Source organism: Lentilactobacillus dabitei (assembly GCF_019061365.1).
Taxonomy (GTDB): domain Bacteria; phylum Bacillota; class Bacilli; order Lactobacillales; family Lactobacillaceae; genus Lentilactobacillus; species Lentilactobacillus dabitei.
Genome location: NZ_JAHPPD010000025.1, coordinates 12,815 through 29,537 on the forward strand (window position 1 = coordinate 12,815; position 16,723 = coordinate 29,537).

The window sequence follows — 16,723 nt, forward strand, 5'->3', positions numbered from 1 at the left end:
AAATGATGCATCATTCCCCAAAGTATGTACAAGTTTATAATCAGATCTTAAAAATGATCAAGCAGATGCAATTCCCACCTGGCTCAAAGTTACCATCAGAAGAAGTTTTGGCTGATGAGTTTGATATTAGTCGGGTAACGTTGCGGACGGCTTTGTCTTTATTAAAAGAAGACGGGGTTGTTCAGAGTATCCATGGCCAGGGTCATTTTGTGACGCAAAGTGACGGTAATGCGTATCAGGGGATTGAAGTGTTAGAAAGCCCGGTTCTCAAAAGCTTAAACACCGAAATTACTGGTCGGGAAGTTTATTACCATGAGAACAAATCGAGTGAGTTTACTGATAACTTGTTTGGAGTTCATGACCTGCCGTATCTAACTTTAAATATTTGGTATCAAAATAATCAGCGAAATATTGCTAATAACTTGTCGATCGTACTACCTGAAATCATTGAAGAATTTAACGTAGATTTAACGGATCAGAAGCAATTTGTGCAGTTTTTGGAAAAGGATATCTACCAAAAAGTTGTCAATTCGGCTCTTACCATTACCGTATCGGATCGGCCGCTAACAACATTTAAGCGAAAGTTTCCCAAAAGCCCGTTGTTGATTCTGATGACCGAAGATTTGTTTGGGGTCAATGGTTCCCAAATCGCCCAAAACAAATATTATATCCCTTCATCAATGTTTAGAACTAAGCTGATGAGGTATCCGAGTGAACAGGGACGAAATTAGTTGAAGAAGAACCAAGGCAGGAGCGCTCGATTGTGGGTGCTTTTTTTGTTTTGGGAAGAGTTGGTAAATGATCAGGCCTATCTAGGTTGGCGGATGTCCTTAATAGATCAAAAAATCCACCAGCTAATCTCGTAATTATTTAGTATAAGGTCAAAAGCGCTATCAGTTGAAATAAAAGGAGAGATTAGCTATGCTTTGGTTAACGAATTGTACCAAGAAACCAGCCACGGAAAGACGATTGTTTGTCAGAATGGGGGTCGTTTCTTTTGGAAAATAGAGAAAACTTCCACCAAGATGTATTAGGCCGAAAAGGTCGTGCTGGTAATGGAAATGGAGGAGACGGGCCGATGGATAATGATAAGTATGCCACCAAAGGCGAACTCAAGGAACTTAATATTGATATTTCACATCAGTTTGAATTATTAAAGGCGCATTTGGATCTAAAGTTTGAAACCATCGAAAGGCGAATGGATACCCGATTCGAAACCGTTGAGAAACGAATGGATACCCGATTCGAAACTATCGAAAGGCAGATGGATACAAGATTTGAAGAAGTCAACACCCGTTTCGAGAAGCAAAACACGCAATTCGCCAAGATTGAAACAAAAATTGAGCGCGCCAAAGTGAGTGCCCTTATTTGGTATATCGGAACCACGGTGACGATAATGGGCTTGACGTTGACGGCGCTGCATTATTGGTTTTAGAAATTTGGCGCTCCCTTTAACTGTTTGCGTTATACTTAAATTATCAAATAGTTATGTTGGGGGAATTTCATGATGAAAATGAAGCAATTAACAATTGTTGGGGCAACAGCGCTTACACTTGGTAGCGTCATGTTTGGATCTGGTAGCGCCGTGGTAGATGCCAAAGCCAAACAGTACTATGTTCCAAAAAGCATGCGGGGTAAATGGCTGGATCCTTCGAAGGATAAGGGCAAGTTCAGTTACACCATATTCACGAAGACTCGAATGAATACGCATATGTTCAATTACGATTCATTTGATAACTATAAGTTTAAAGTTACCAAAGTTAAGAAGGTCAATGGCTGGTATAAAGTATCGACGAAAGAGATTGGGTCGACCTATAAAGATTCTGCACTCTACAAAGTTGGTAAGGAAAACTTCCAGGGGCAAGTTCGACCGGTGTTAATCACTAAAGGTTATCATGGTGTTATTTATAAGTTGTACAAAGGGCTACAATAGAAGTAAATAATGGCGCTCTCATGCTGATTGTGATTGAGCAACAGCGTGGGAGCATTATTTATTCCCATTTTTGGGCGTTAAATTATAGATTTGATAAACATTATATTATAATATAGGTATAAAATACAGGCATTCACAACCAAAAGGAGTTGGTTATGATGAAAAGACCCATTGGATTTGACCAAAAGAATCGAGTATTGAACAAAATTGTGATGATCATTTTAGCTGCGGTTGCGGTGCTGACTTTATTTACGATCGTTGGAACTAAGGTGACCAAAGCTGCAACTGATCAGACAACAATTCCGAGGCGGGAGACATTTAATATCCCCAAAAACCAAAAGCTTCAGTATACCTACGAGCACGAACCGCTCAGCGAAGTCCAGGGACAGGGCAAGTGGCAAGGGGCAGATTATGCGGCGAACATCCCTGCAGATAAGCCCGGTCAAGTTGATTACTGGATGCCAGATCAAGCCTTTCAAGCTTTCATTTATTATGGGAATTTTGCGTCTGAAACTGAAAAATATGCAGATTTTAATGATTGGCGAACCAAAGTCACTAAAGATGATATGAAATCTATCTCTACCATTAAGAACACCGATGCACTCCAATTGAATGGTGGCAAAGCGACCTTTTATTATCTGACCCTGATGTCCATGAAAAGTATGGAAGGATTACAATATGCAACCAACTTAACGAGTATTTCTATCGTTCCTGATTCAAGAATTACAGCGATGGCATATGGGGACCCCTTAAAAGACCTCCATGGGAACCTTTGGGACATCAGTGCATTAAAGAACTTAAATAAATTAAAAAGTGTCAAGTTGATGATGTTGTCTATCAATGATGTGTCGGCTTTGGCCAATAAGCCGGATTTGACAGAACTGTTATTGAATTTTAACCAAATTGCTGACTTGTCACCACTAGAAACCAATCGTGGTAACCCAGGCTTGGATTTAAGCCATGGTTTTAGTTATCAACATATTTTGCTTAAAGCCGTGGAGTTGAATCCAAGCATTAAAGAATATACGACGCCTTCGTTTATTATTAAAAATCTAGCAGCCGATAACTTACCTGTGAAACCTTTTGATCCTTCCAAAGATAAAAACAACTATCCATCTCTTTACCCAAGCACAGCAGACAGTGGCAACGTGGATTCTAACACATTAACTTGGACAAACTTTTTACCTGATCTCGAGAATAATTATGGGTCCTTATCCAGTCACTGGAAAGACCCAAATTCCGATTTTGAAGGTTGGATCATGGTGCCATACACCCTTAATGCAACCACTGGGAATGTTTCAGTTCAATATCAATTGTTGAAGAGTGATGGCGAACTACTGACCCTTGGCCCTGGTGACTTGATGGCTGGGGGAATCAACTCCAAGTTCGATATCCTGAACGATTCACAGACCGCTAATTCCTTAAGTCGATATGAAAATAAAGGCTATAAAGAAGAAATGGTGATCGGCGGCACTGGTAATTATCAAGACTTGAAGAGTGGAAAGGCGAGCGTTGTAGTACCTAATGGCACCTACACAGCGGATCTGCAGCAGCGAACCGTGATCTTTTCCCCACAAACTGTGACCATTACTGCAAATTATGTAGACGGCCAGGGTAAGGCAATTCCAAATACTGCTGATGAAAAGGTTGCCGGTAAAATTGATGCTGAGATTTCTGCCAGTGATATTGCGAAACTTAAGAAGGACATTAGTGGTTATGCATTCAGTCATTTCGAGGATCTCAATGGGAAGCATATTGATGATATTTCCAAGTTAACCTATGGTGATCTCCAAAAGGGTGTTAAGCTGATGTATATCAAGAGTGACGTCAAGCCGATCCCGACACCGGATACCAAACCGGATACCGATGCAAAACCAGGTAGCGAAACAACCCAACCTGACTCTGGCTCAACGACGACCGATAATCAAAGTGATAACGCGACTGATGGCAAGACTTCCAAGAAGGGCGAAGCTGTTTACGCTTTAAAGAAGATCTATCTATATAAGAACAAGGACTTCAAGAAGTCTGAACGGATTACTAGTTATGCCAAAAAACCAAGAATCAATCGACCAATGTTTGTCGTAACGGCTTATGCTAAATCAAAAGCAGGCGCAAACCGGTATAAGGTTCGCGATGTTAACCATCACAGTAAAACTGCCGGGATGACTGGCTATATCACGGCTAATTGGAAATATGTTCGCCCGGTTTATTATCACAGTTTGCATCGAACCATCACCGTGATTAATCCAAATGGGGTGAACGAATACCGGAACAAGAACCTGACGGGTAAGGTTAAGAACTTCAAGCAGGGCACCCAGCTGAAGGTGAAAGGATTTGTGACGCACAATCTGACCACCCGTTATCAATTGACCAACGGAAACTATGTGACTGCAAACCGGAAACTGGTGATTTCTGGCAAACTGAACCAGCCAACTAGGATCAAGGTTAAGAAAACAATTTATCGTTATCACAACGCCAACTTCGGCAAACGAATCAGCAAAGTTAAGAAAGGCACGGTGCTGAAAGTCAAAAAATGGACTTACTCAAAACCATATTCATTGACCAACTTTGGTACAAAACGGTATCAGGTTGTTGGTGGATATGTGACGGGGAATCCAGCATACGTGACGATCATAAAGTAGTTTGATATTCAATAAAAACGAGTCTCACTCACAACACCTATTTTGGCTATTGAGTGAGACTTTTTTCAGTTAGCAATAAAATAATCTGTACAAATTCAAGACATTTGAGCCAAAGCATTGTATGATACCGATATAAGTACAATCTACTTTTATTTCACGCTGATATCTAGAAAGAGGCGATGCACTTGCGTAGTAAAGATAAAATTCTTGGGGTGCTATATGGACAGGCGATCGGTGATGCAATGGGGATGCCGTCGGAATTGTGGCCGGTTGAAAGAATTCGGCAGCAGTTTCACGATCAGATTACAACATTTCTTGATGGGCCACAAAACAATGATATTGCCCTGAACTTCACGAAAGGGCAGTACACCGATGACACCAATCAAGCGTTGGCAATTTTAGATGGACTTATCGAAAATCATTGGCAACCCAATGCCCAGATTCTTGTGAAGCACATTCTAACGTGGGCGGAGTCCGTTGGTGCTTGGAAAAATAATATTCTTGGACCCAGCAGTAAGGCGGCCTTGACCGCGATCAAAGCAGGCAAAGATCCACGGCCTGTTACTGATCAAGCCTTAACCAACGGGGCCGGAATGCGAATTGCCCCGATTGGTGCGCTGTTTGAACCCGCTGATCTTAAACGGTTGGTGCAACTAGTCTTTGATGTCACTAAGATTACCCATTCCAGCGATGTCGCCATCAGTGGGGCATCCATGATTGCCGGAGCGGTGACCGCAGCGATGGCTTATCAGGATTGGGATGACATCATTGATTTTGCGCTTGCTGCGAATGATGAAGGGCTGAAGTTGGGAGCCCCGACTTGGGCTGCCAAGACCCACGATCGTCTACTGTTGGGGATTTATATTGCTCAAAAATATGAAGGAGCTGATGAAAAATTCAGTCAGCGGATCTATGACGTGATTGGAACCGGAACGATGATTTCGGAAAGCATTCCAGCCGCCGTTTCGATTGCGTACTATTGTCGTAACGTTCGAAAATGTGCGTTGATGTGTGCCAATCTCGGTGGTGATACTGATACGATTGGTGCGATGGCAACTTCGATTTGTGGTGCTAAAGAAGGGGCCAACTCGATCCCAAATGACTGGATGAAATTGATTGACACGAAAAATCCGCAACATGATCTCAACAATTATGCAGATGAAATGTTGAACTTTAATTAATTCTGGGTTAGTTCTTCTAAGTAGAAACTTGGATCTACTGACTTGTTAGGACAGCTGCGTAAAGCAGGAGTCTGCACGTAAGCACCTTCGACTCCTAAGCGCTTTACTCCGCTCACTTGAGGTGAAAATTATGGACGATAACATTATTAAGATACCAGAAGCACAAAAAACGTTAACAGCTGGCAAACTCTTCTACAACTGGTTTGCGGCCAACATTGGGATCATGGGCTTTGTCTTTGGTGCCATGATTGTGAGCTATCATTTATCCTTTATTCAAGCAATAATAGCTTCACTAGTTGGAGCATTGTCCTTCACAATTCCCGGTTGGGTGGCCATGATCGGCCAAAAAGAAGGCGTGACCACTTTCAAATTAAGCCGAGCCGCTTATGGAACGCACGGCAATAAGATTCCTAACGCGATTGCCTGGCTCAACATGGTGGGCTGGTTGGCAGTCAACGTCATTACAGGCACTTTGCTGCTCGTATCACTGTTTAAAGTGATCAATGTGACCAAGTCAGCGTTAACCACAGCAATTGCCTTGGCGGTGTTTGGCGGGCTGGTCGTCCTGTCTGGGCTTTTGAAAGAAGATACGTTGGCGAAGATTCAGACTTGGCTGAGTTGGATCTTCGGGATCTTAACTATCTTGATTCTGGTCTTATTTCTCGTTAAAGCAAAGTGGCAGGAGGCTTTCAGTTTACCAGCCGGTAGTTGGATCACCGGTGTCTTGCCAGCTGTTAGCATTGTTGCAGCGGGTTCCGGGATTTCCTGGTCAATGGCAGCCGCTGATTGGGGCGCATACGTGACCACTAAGACCCGGCCATCAGCCACTTTTTGGAATACAACCATGGGTGGCGCGGTGCCACTATTTGTTTTGATGGCTGGTGGCGTTCTGTTGAGCACGATTGAACCGTCGCTGGCAACGACCGGTGATCCATTTGGCGTGATGTATTCAGCACTGCCAACCTGGATTGGACCGATCTACTTCTTAGCTGCTGCAGGCGGTTTAATTCCGCAGTGTATTATTTCGTTTCGGTCAGCTCGAATCAATCTGGCCACGATTGGGATCAATGTTACCCAACGAACATCATTAATGATTCATGGGCTAATTGTCATCGCAATTCCGATTTATGTGCTATTTATTTCCGGTAATTTCTTGAGTAACTTCGAACTGTTCCTAAACTTCTTAGTTATTTGCTTGGCAAGTTGGGTAGCCATTTTTCTGTGTGATAGCGTGATGTTTCGTGCTGCCGGCTACGATGTCAGCTTACTGAAAAACGATTCCAAGACCCATTACAACTGGCGCGGAATCGTTTCCTGGGTGATTGCCACGGTCACCGGTTTCTTGTTTACCAATAACGCTATCTGGAACGGCCCATTTGCGCACGGTATTTTTCGGAATAATAGTTTAGGGGTGTTTGTTTCCGCAATAATTGCCATTATTTGCATGTTACTGTGGAAAGTAGCGGTTCCAAATAAGAAGGTGGCTTAAATGACGCGATCGTTGATTATTGGCGCGGCCTTTGTGGATGTCTTAATGGCTGTTCCCAAGCTGCCGACTACCGGCGAGGATGTGAGTGGCCAGTTTCATGGCAACATTGTCGGTGGTTCGGCATTTAATGTCTATGGGGCGGTTAAATATGCTGGCGAGTCGGCTGATTTATTTGTGCCAGTCGGCGAAGGTCAGTATGCTGAGGTGGTCCGCCTGGAAATGGCTCGCCGAAAGATTCCCGTTCAATTGAGCGTGAGTGGGGCCGATAACGGCTGGGATATTTCGTTTGTTGAACCAAACGGTGAACGAAGTTTCTTGACGGTTAACGGAATTGAACAACTTTGGCAGGATGCCTGGTTCAGGCAGATCAATATTACTGATTACGATTACTTCTACATTAGCGGCTATGAAATGGAAGCTGAGCAGGCAGCTGATGTTATTTTGCAGGCATTAGCGAACCGGAAACCGGAAACGTTAGTGGTTTTCGATGTGTCACCGAGAATTCAATATATTCCCCAAGCAACGATTAAACGATTATTGTCACTCGGCGTATTGATTCACTGCAATGAGGACGAGATTAACGCAATCATTCCGGGCCAGTCCTCATTAGAAGTTAAGTGCCGCCAAATTTTCTCCAAGACCCAGGCACCGGTTATCGTAACCTTAGGCGAACGGGGCGCGTATTTCTTGGCCGGGGATGACTCGGGAATCATCGCACCGGTTCAGGCAAAAGTGGTGAATACTCTTGGCGCAGGAGATACGTTCTGCGGTGGCTTGATTGCTGGCCTGATCCAGGGATTGTCGACCAGATCAGCGGTTACCAAAGCGAATGAGCTGGCAGCGTTGGTTGTCGAGCAGGAAAGCGGCACGTTGCTGGACAGATTGTGAAATTATACTACAAGCAAAGGTGATTCAGACGCTTCTATAACTATATAAATCAAATTTTTTTATGTAAGCAATTCCAAATTCCCAGTCAAAATTCCCCACATCTTAGTTGATCCACGATATACTTTTATTCGGAATTAGTACGAATGGGTTAAAGGGGGAAGTTATGATGAAGTATAAAAGACTTTCAGCACTGCTTGGGCTAACACTGGGATTGGTAGGTGGGATTACAACTTTGGTAGATCCTGTGATTCCACGATCTGTTTATGCGGAGAGTGAAAATATAATTCAACATGATGAATTTGGTCATGCACAAGCAGTAATTGACAAGCCGGTGGCACCTGAACAAATGAAACAGGTGTTGTTAGATAATGCTGAAGCAATTCGATCCGGTGATCTGATTATTTCAAATCAAACGGGGTTGTCTGGACATATCACTGAAGTACTTGCGCCACTCTTTGATAAGCTACCCGCCTATTCTGGCAATAGCTTTTCTGATCGTTTCATAAGCCAATTAACATTGGCAAATGATGATCTCAATAGCCAGGATTTTAAGGATTTGATGATGGTGATTAAGAATGCTCCTGCCCCAAGTAAGGGTGGAGGGTCTGCGAAAGTTATTTCACTAGATCTAAGTAATAATCACATTTCTGATTACAGTAGTGACAATCAAGCTGGTGATTCAGGATATCTTTGGATGGAGGCACCATACCAGAAGGTTGATCCAGACGTAAAAATGCCCACTTTGACGGTTAACGAGAAGAGGACTGCCATTGTTCCCTATGATCGAATTTACTCACTTTTTAATTATGGAACTCCCTATATGTGGCAAAATGCGAATCAATTTGATGAAGGAAGTAGATTTTATTTGAAGTCTGCAACGATGCAATCAGGCAATCATTTTGAGGATCCAAATCCAAGGTCTATTCCTCTTGATTATTCGAAAAATGGATGGGCACAGCTAGCTGATAGTAACGAAGCCCGTGAAGGCTTACAAAGAGTAGCACTGATAAAGAGTGACCCAGTTAAATGGAGCTTCCTTACTGATTATATACGTGAGGATGGATATACAGTAGATCAGTATGAAGCCTTATTAAAAAAGCAACTTTTAGATATGAATAATCTTGTGGTTAACAATATTCCTCAGGGCGCAAAAACAATTGATTTAAGGGTTAATGCCCATGGCGCTTCTTCTACCGGCGTTGAAGCTGTCTATCGGTTTTCACTCGCTTCATCCTCTTCCGGTTCCAGCACGCCAGTGACTCCAAGTAGTAGTTCAGCTGCTAGTTCCTCACAATTCAGCTCGTCGACGCCAATTACCCCGTCTGTCCAACCAGACCAAGATAAGGTTGTTCCTGAGAAAGAATTTGATAGAAAGATAGCTGACGTAGGGCAGGCAGTCTATTCATTGAAGAAAGTCTACTTATACAAGGATGCTTCGTTCAATAAGGGCCAACGCATAGCTTCATATACCAAGAAGCCACGGATTAACCGGCCGATGTTTGTTGTAACTGGGCACATGTATTCGAATAATGGGCGTCTCCGCTATCAAGTTCGGGATGTGAACCATCATAGCAAGACTGCTGGCAAGAAGGGATATATCACGGCTGATTGGAGTTATGTTCGACCAGTTTACTATCGTAGTGAGCATCAAACCTTAACTGTGATTAATCCGAAGGGGGTCAATTCTTATAAGAATAAGAATTTGACTGGCAAGATCCAAAACTTTAAACAGGGTAGCCAATTGAAAGTGGAGAGCTTCGTTAAACACAACCTAACAACCAGGTATCGCTTAAGTAATGGTCGCTATATTACTGGTAATCGAAAGTTAGTTACGACTGGTAAACAAAAACAGCCTAAACAGATCAAGGTTAAGAAAATAATCTATCGTTATAATAATGCTAACTTTGGTAAGCGATTGAGTAAGGTCAAGAAAGGGACCGTTTTAAAAGTAAGGAGCTGGGAATACTCACATCCATATTTGATGACAACCTTTGGGGTTAAACGTTACCAAGTTACTGGTGGGTATGTGACGGCTAATGGTGAGTATACAGAAGTAGTTAAATAATTTTAAGATAGAGCATTTGGCATAGCAACCAGATGCTTTTCTTTGTTTATCTGATGCGGACATATCAAAGATTTCAGGAGATTTGAAAACAAACTGTTGGCATATATTGTTCATATTTTTTAATAAAAAAGCAATGATATAATTTAACGCTATTTACAAATGATATACAAATATAAGAATGCCAACTTGACTCAGAAGTCTAAGCACTTTAAGAAGGGTACTCGTTTAACAGTTAAGAAGATCGTTAAGCACAATTTGACCACTCGTTATCAATTGAGTAATGGTCATTATGTAACAGGAAATAAGAAACTAGTGATTCAAGGTAACTACTAAAGCGAATAATTCAATGATCCCCGATGGTAAAACGTCGAGGATTTTTTATGTTAATAAATGTGTTAATATTAATTTTGAATCCGAAAAAAGTGGCTACTGACTCTAAATTGGGAGTGAATTCTAAATGGTGCTTCATTTCAATCAACTGAAATCACCGCTGTTATTTGACGGTGCGATGGGGACGATGCTTCTAGGTGCGGCACCGACAATTGAGCAACCAGTCACCCTTGCTAATCTGTCACACCCTGAGTTGGTGCAACAAATTCATCAAGCCTACGTGGCTGCCGGGTGTGATATTGTCACCACCAATACGTTTCAATTACACCAAACCGAATTCACGCCTGCTCAAGTGGCCCAAGTGATCGCAGCTGGAATTAAGCTCGCTAAGTCTGTTCATCCCAAATGGGTGGCTTACGATATGGGACCAGTGAACGATCCCTGTGCGCAACTAACGCCCAGTCAACAAGCCGATTTATTCAAACAACAAGCCCGATTGGCGGAGAAGGGGCAGGTTGATTTCATTTTGATTGAAACAATGACCGACCTTCAGGAAGCGCAATTGGCGGTGAAGGCCGGTCGAGAAAATACCCGGTTGCCAGTCGCCGTCACCTTCAGCTTTCAATCAAATGGGCGACTTCCAACCGGCGAAGATGCCAAAACGGTCACCCAATTTTTACAAAGGTTGCCGGTCAACGCTTTGGGTCTGAATTGTGGCTTTGGTCCTGTTCCAACTATGCAACTGTTGGAAGAAGTGCTGATGGCAAGTCGGGGGCCAGTGATTGTTCAACCGAATACTGGGATCCCGATCGATGAGACTGAAAATCCGGCCCAACTCATTCAATCAACGACTTTCGCGGCAGAAATGGGCGAAATGTTGAATCGCGGGGTTCAATTGATTGGAAGCTGTTGTGGATCGACGCCGACAATTACCCGTGAGTTAAGAAAGCAAGTTGATCAGTTTAACCTGAGATAATCATTGATTTAAAGTCAAAATAAGAGTGGCTCATCAACGTTTAGCGTGTTGGCGAGCCACTCTTATTTTGATGCCTTCAATCACCTCGCAAGCAAATGACCCTGACGACTTTTCGGGCCAACTGGTCAAAAGGTTTTAGCTAATTCACTGTAAAAATCACAAAATGGTTTCATTGCTTACAAATCCCTAGTAATCGGGCCCAATGTTACTCGAACAAGGGCTTCCCGAGCGACAAGCGGTTGAAACATTTTGAAATCGGATTTATAATATTTATATTTTTATGGTACAAAAACTCAGCGATTTATATCGTTGAATGGAGGATTCTTTAATGGAACTTACTGAAGAGAAAGATGATGCGAACGCTAAATTACCAGTCTTTGAGAAAGTTAGCTATGCATTTACGGACATGGCGGGTAATTTGTTATATGTCAGCATGTCCAGCTATATTTTATACTTTTACACTGACGTTTTTGGCATCCCGGTTTCCAGTGCCGGTATGATTATTTTACTGGCCTGTATCGTGGATGCAGTCAGTGCGATTTTTTGGGGCTCGATCGTGGATCACACCCATACCAAGTGGGGGCAAAGCCGACCGTATTTTCTGTGGTTGGCGGTTCCGTTTGCTGTGACCACCTTTTTAGCATTTACAGCGCCTAATTTAAGTGGCACCGCTAAGCTATTGTACGCCGGGATCACCTACATCCTGGCTGCCGGGGTCATTTACACGGGGATTCAAACGACGATTTCAGCCGTTTTACCCAACTTGACATTAAACGCCAGCGAACGGATTGGTGCCAACTCATTTCGGATGGTTGGCAGCCTCATCGGTTCCTTTGTAACCAGTACGTTTACTTTGCCGCTGGTTGCCATCTTAGGCAAAGGCAATGACAAAGTTGGCTTCATGATTACGATTGCCTTGTTTGGTGTCGCAGCAGTGATCCTACTGTTGACCGCTTTCAAAAATATGCGCGAGCGGGTTCCGGTGAGCACCAAATCGATTTCATTGAAGCAAAGTATGAAAGCCACCGTTGGCAACATTCCTTGGTTCTTATTGGTGGTATCGTTTTCGATTTTTTGGATTGCTCAATCTGATCGGAACAGCTTTTCAACTTATTATGCCAAATATAACCTTGGTAATCCAGAATTAGCAGCTGTTTTCAATGGTCTTCAAGTCCTCGGGGTTATCTCAAGTATCTCAATTCCATTCATTGTCAAAATAACCAACAAGACGGCCACAATGTTGATCGGTTTGGCGATTGGTGCGGTTGGTCAGGCAATGATGGCCATGGTTGGTGGTAACTTTGCCTTGGTCATCGTTTCATGGTGTGTTGGCGTGCTCGGTTCAGCTTTGGCGATGTCGATGCCGTTTGCAATGCTGGCAGATACCGTGGACTATGGCGAGTGGAAGAGCGGCATTCGGGCAGCTGGCTTTCTAACTGCTGTCGGGAGTGCCTTCTGTATTCAGTTGGGATCAGGCTTCGGTAGCTTTATTCCGTCTAAGATTCTCGATGCCGCCGGTTTTGTTGCTCACCAACAACAAACTGCCCATGCGTCTGCAGCTATTAGTTTTTGTTTCATTTGGTTACCAGTTATTATTTATGCTATCGTGGGCTTGATCATGGTATTCTATTTTAAATACGAGAAGATGGAACCCCAGATCAAAGCAGAATTACTGCAGAGGGCTGAAGCACGGGATTGATCATCAAGCTCAACATTTGCAACTTCCGATGCGCCAATTGATGAACCAGAAGAAATAGTACCGAAGTCAGGGTCAATCAACTACAGGTCTGGCTGAGTGGGTATTTGAAAACTTTAGGCCTATACTTTTAGGCCTATACAAACACGCTTGCAGTTAACATGAAGTGGGATAAGAAGAGATTTCCTACTTGATGTGAAGGTGAGGGTGTTTTTGTTTTGTTCGAGGGACAGAATTGCAGGCAAATAAATTGCCGAAAATTCATAAATATAGGATAATATCTTAGTAATCAAAAACATGTTGATTTTAGAATGTTTCCGTGCGGGGGCGCAAATCATTGTGAAATGGACGGCTTGACTGCTAGTCGCTTGAATGGGTTTAGGACAGCTCCGTAAAGCAGAAACTTCCACCTAAGCACCTTCTGCAAAAATCCCAGAAACGGGGGTTTCTGCAGAAGGAGACCTAGGCTCCAGTTTCTAACCGCTTTACTCTGCTCACTTTTCTTAGGACAGCTCCTCCAAGCAGAGATCTGCATGTAAGCACCTCAAACAAAAATTCCAAAAACCGGAATTTCCGTTCGAGGAGACTTACCCTCCGATCTCTAACCGCTTGGATCCGCTCACTTTATTTTAGGACAGCTCCGTAAAGCAGAAGTCTGCGTGTAAGCACCTCTAAGAAAAATTCCAAGAACAGGAATTTTCCTCAGAGGAGACTTACACTCCGACTTCTAACCGCTTTACTACGCTCACTTTGGGGGAAGAGACTATGAATATGCAATTAATACAATCCGTTGATTTGAAAAATAATAAAAATTGGTTGGCAACGAGTAGGCAACGCGCATACAATGGTGAATATAGTTCTTGGATTAGCGATGATCTATTTGCGGGTCGGCCAACGTTACGCAACATCACCCAGCCACGCCACGCAACCATTCACTTTGTGGACGTGCACGGTTATCAGCTGGGCAAGTCTAAACTGATTGTCGGCACAACTGGGAGCAGATTACGATTCCAGCCACCTGAGTTTACTGGCTACACAGCAGTGGCGGATCAAGTTGAGGGGGTATTTGAGATCGACAAAGAAAAAAATGACTTTAAGGTGATTTATCGTCAAAATGTTGCAACTGATCAATTGCGGGTTCATTATCAAAGCTTCACTTGGAATGGCGCAGCGCCAGCCAGTTTCCGGGTATACGTCCCGGCAATTTTTAATGTGCCCAGTGATTGGAAAAAAGTTCGTGGTGAAATTCATACCTATGAAGTTGCTGCAGATTATTTAGCAGGCGTTACTGCTAATGCAGGCAAGCATGATCTCCAGCTGGCACAGAAGGGCTTGGAGGCCCTCAAGAAAGCCAACTTGGACCTGGCTTTTTATGATTGCTTGCCAGCAATTGGCACGCTTAATATTTGGCCGAAGTTAACCGTCAGCTATGTGGATCAAGCGAGTGGCAAGGAAGTCGGAAGATATGTGAGTGATGACCAGCATGCTGCCAAATCCGGCCGCTACTATGTGGATGTTCCGGAAGGCTATGACTTGGCAGATGGGCAACCAAATTTTGTGGACTATCCAATAACCGCTAATGAACCGGAAGCCACTGTAAAAGTAATCCAATTAGATTAACAAATAAGCTTTTCGAATTGTATTGTCCATTTAAGGACATTCATGAATTCGGGAAGCTTTTTAATTGTGGCTTAATTTGTCACACTAATTTAATACGTTTGCGTCTGAATTGCCCTTAAACAATGGTTCCTAAAGGCTTATAATTATAAGCATGTGGAATTATTATTTGGGTTATTGTTTTTGAGTGCTTGGATGTGCTCACTATTTTAGGACAGCTTTTCAAAGCAGGGATCTGCATGTAAGCACCTCAAGCAAAAATTCCCCAACCCGGAATTTCCGCTTAAGGCGACTTACACTCCGACTTCTAACCGCTTGGATCTGCTCACTATTTTTTACGGAGGAATTACATATGAAGGAAACTATTCAGAAATCACTTTTCGTTTCACTTGCAGCTCTTGGATTATTTACCGCTGTTACAACGACTAACGCCAGTGCTAGTGCCAAGAAGACTTATCCCCACATTACGATGAATCGGGTATTGGACACCAATCCTTATAATCGGAATGTCAACTTTACCGGGACTAACGCCCTCTATAACAAAGTTGGAACGTTGAAGGGTGCCCGCGTCGTTGCCACTAAGACGACCGTTAAGGCGATTGCCAACTCAACTAACTCTAAGGACAACTTGCGAGCATATCGGGTTGCCAAAACCAGCAAAGGGTCCGTTTATTACAAAGTGATCTCATTTGATGGAAATTACCGCGGCTGGGTATACGGCGGTAAGAGTACTCAATCATTTGGCGGTGGTCTTGAAAGTTACACGACCTTCACCGAAGGCACTTTGACCGACAGTCAGAAGACTACCTTGTATCGGATTGCCAATCCCGGCATTGCCAACGATGGCAAATCCGCAACCTATTCACAACCTCACTTCACGCAATACACGTTGAACCACGACGATCGCCAAGTTGATAACACGACAACTTATGGCGATGCCCGCTTCCACATCGACCAGATCGGAACTCGGACTCGTGAAGGGGACACTTGGGTTCATATTGTTGCCACCGACCCTGCCTATACGGTTGCCAACGGCTGGATTATGTTGGCTGGCTTGACAGCTGCTTCTCCAGTTGCCAACTAACACTGAGTATCGCTAGTGCTGAGAAGTCGAGCTGATTCAAATTAAATTCAAAAGCACATAAAAAATCATCTCTACTCATTTCTGAATAGGGATGATTTTTATTTTCTTGATTATTTCGGAATATAGTTCTCACCAAAGTACTTTTCACTGACTTTCTTGGCCGTGCCGTCCTTTTGAATCTTGGTGATGGCAGCGTTAATTTGCTTTAGTAGTTTGGTAATCTTTCAAAGCAACTATTCGGATAGGACCGCTTAATATGAGTGACTGCTTCCATTCCATTTTCAAAAAATACATTGACAAGCTTAACGGCCTGTATTAGGATTTAACATAACTTAAAAGTTAGACGTTGATGAGAAGAGTAGCTAATTTATTAGAATTAAAAGAGACCGTCAGTTGATGAGAAGGCGGATTCGATCGATTAGTGAAGATGAGCTCGTAGTCATGTGGCAAGTGAAAGCTTAACACACGGGTGGAGTGCGATACGACTCCGGATATACCTTTTTGGGTGTGTCTTTGAGGTCACCATGCGCAATTGTGGTGATAATACTGGGTGGTACCGCGGTAATCGTCCCTGTTCGGAGAAATCTGAGCAGGGATTTTTTTGTCGACTGAAATAAAAGGAGGCCTGCAGCATGTTACAAATTATCGTCCACTATCGGCATGCCGGTGGCGTCGCGTTGATGTGTCAAAATTAAATGAATCAAATCTGTAAGATGAGTAAATAAATGAATTAAAAAAGGAGCCCAGTTTAAAATTCAAGTGCAACACTAATCAACTAGACCTTTCAGACTAGACATGAAAGGCCATGAAGACCTATTCTTA

Annotated in this window: 13 protein-coding genes; all 13 read left to right on the top strand. The window is 43.2% G+C overall.

Translation table 11 applies throughout. From position 1 onward, the window contains the following. The first annotated feature begins 5 nt into the window (after window positions 1-5). The 13 genes from KTE19_RS05485 (at window position 6) to KTE19_RS05545 (ending at window position 15,901) form a co-directional block, all read left to right on the top strand. Entirely contained in the window at window positions 6-731 is a 726-nt protein-coding gene (locus KTE19_RS05485; protein ID WP_217341808.1) for a winged helix-turn-helix domain-containing protein, read from the top strand. Window positions 732-1,078: 347 nt separating this feature from the next. Continuing rightward, window positions 1,079-1,435 carry a hypothetical protein gene (locus KTE19_RS05490; protein ID WP_217341794.1) on the top strand — a complete coding sequence of 119 codons (357 nt, stop codon included), beginning with the start codon at window positions 1,079-1,081 and terminating at the stop codon, window positions 1,433-1,435. Between the two features lie 69 nt (window positions 1,436-1,504). Beyond that, entirely contained in the window at window positions 1,505-1,933 is a 429-nt protein-coding gene (locus tag KTE19_RS05495; protein WP_217341795.1) for a hypothetical protein, read from the top strand. A gap of 158 nt (window positions 1,934-2,091) precedes the next feature. Further along, window positions 2,092-4,575, top strand: a complete 2,484-nt coding sequence (locus tag KTE19_RS05500; protein ID WP_249778595.1) for a DUF5776 domain-containing protein — start codon at window positions 2,092-2,094, stop codon at window positions 4,573-4,575. Between the two features lie 185 nt (window positions 4,576-4,760). Further along, window positions 4,761-5,756: an ADP-ribosylglycohydrolase family protein gene (locus tag KTE19_RS05505; RefSeq protein WP_217341797.1), complete on the top strand. Its 996-nt coding sequence runs from the start codon at window positions 4,761-4,763 to the stop codon at window positions 5,754-5,756. 130 nt (window positions 5,757-5,886) lie between these two features. Further along, the gene (locus KTE19_RS05510; protein WP_217341798.1) at window positions 5,887-7,245 is read left to right on the top strand and encodes a purine-cytosine permease family protein; all 1,359 of its coding nucleotides are present in this window, start codon (window positions 5,887-5,889) and stop codon (window positions 7,243-7,245) included. Next, a complete protein-coding gene (locus KTE19_RS05515) occupies window positions 7,246-8,133 on the top strand; it encodes a PfkB family carbohydrate kinase (protein ID WP_217341799.1) in 888 nt (295 codons plus the stop codon). A gap of 166 nt (window positions 8,134-8,299) precedes the next feature. Next, window positions 8,300-10,198 (top strand): DUF5776 domain-containing protein, encoded by a 1,899-nt coding sequence (locus KTE19_RS05520; protein ID WP_217341800.1) that lies wholly within the window; start codon window positions 8,300-8,302, stop codon window positions 10,196-10,198. Window positions 10,199-10,357: 159 nt separating this feature from the next. Continuing rightward, window positions 10,358-10,531 (top strand): DUF5776 domain-containing protein, encoded by a 174-nt coding sequence (locus tag KTE19_RS05525; RefSeq protein WP_217341801.1) that lies wholly within the window; start codon window positions 10,358-10,360, stop codon window positions 10,529-10,531. A 124-nt stretch (window positions 10,532-10,655) separates the two neighbouring features. Then, window positions 10,656-11,504 carry a homocysteine S-methyltransferase family protein gene (locus KTE19_RS05530; RefSeq protein WP_217341802.1) on the top strand — a complete coding sequence of 283 codons (849 nt, stop codon included), beginning with the start codon at window positions 10,656-10,658 and terminating at the stop codon, window positions 11,502-11,504. A 328-nt stretch (window positions 11,505-11,832) separates the two neighbouring features. Continuing rightward, the gene (locus tag KTE19_RS05535; RefSeq protein ID WP_217341803.1) at window positions 11,833-13,203 is read left to right on the top strand and encodes a glycoside-pentoside-hexuronide (GPH):cation symporter; all 1,371 of its coding nucleotides are present in this window, start codon (window positions 11,833-11,835) and stop codon (window positions 13,201-13,203) included. Window positions 13,204-13,971: 768 nt separating this feature from the next. Further along, window positions 13,972-14,820 (top strand): MucBP domain-containing protein, encoded by an 849-nt coding sequence (locus KTE19_RS05540; RefSeq protein ID WP_217341804.1) that lies wholly within the window; start codon window positions 13,972-13,974, stop codon window positions 14,818-14,820. A 349-nt stretch (window positions 14,821-15,169) separates the two neighbouring features. Continuing rightward, a complete protein-coding gene (locus KTE19_RS05545; RefSeq protein WP_217163751.1) occupies window positions 15,170-15,901 on the top strand; it encodes a hypothetical protein in 732 nt (243 codons plus the stop codon). The last annotated feature ends 822 nt before the right edge of the window (window positions 15,902-16,723 follow it).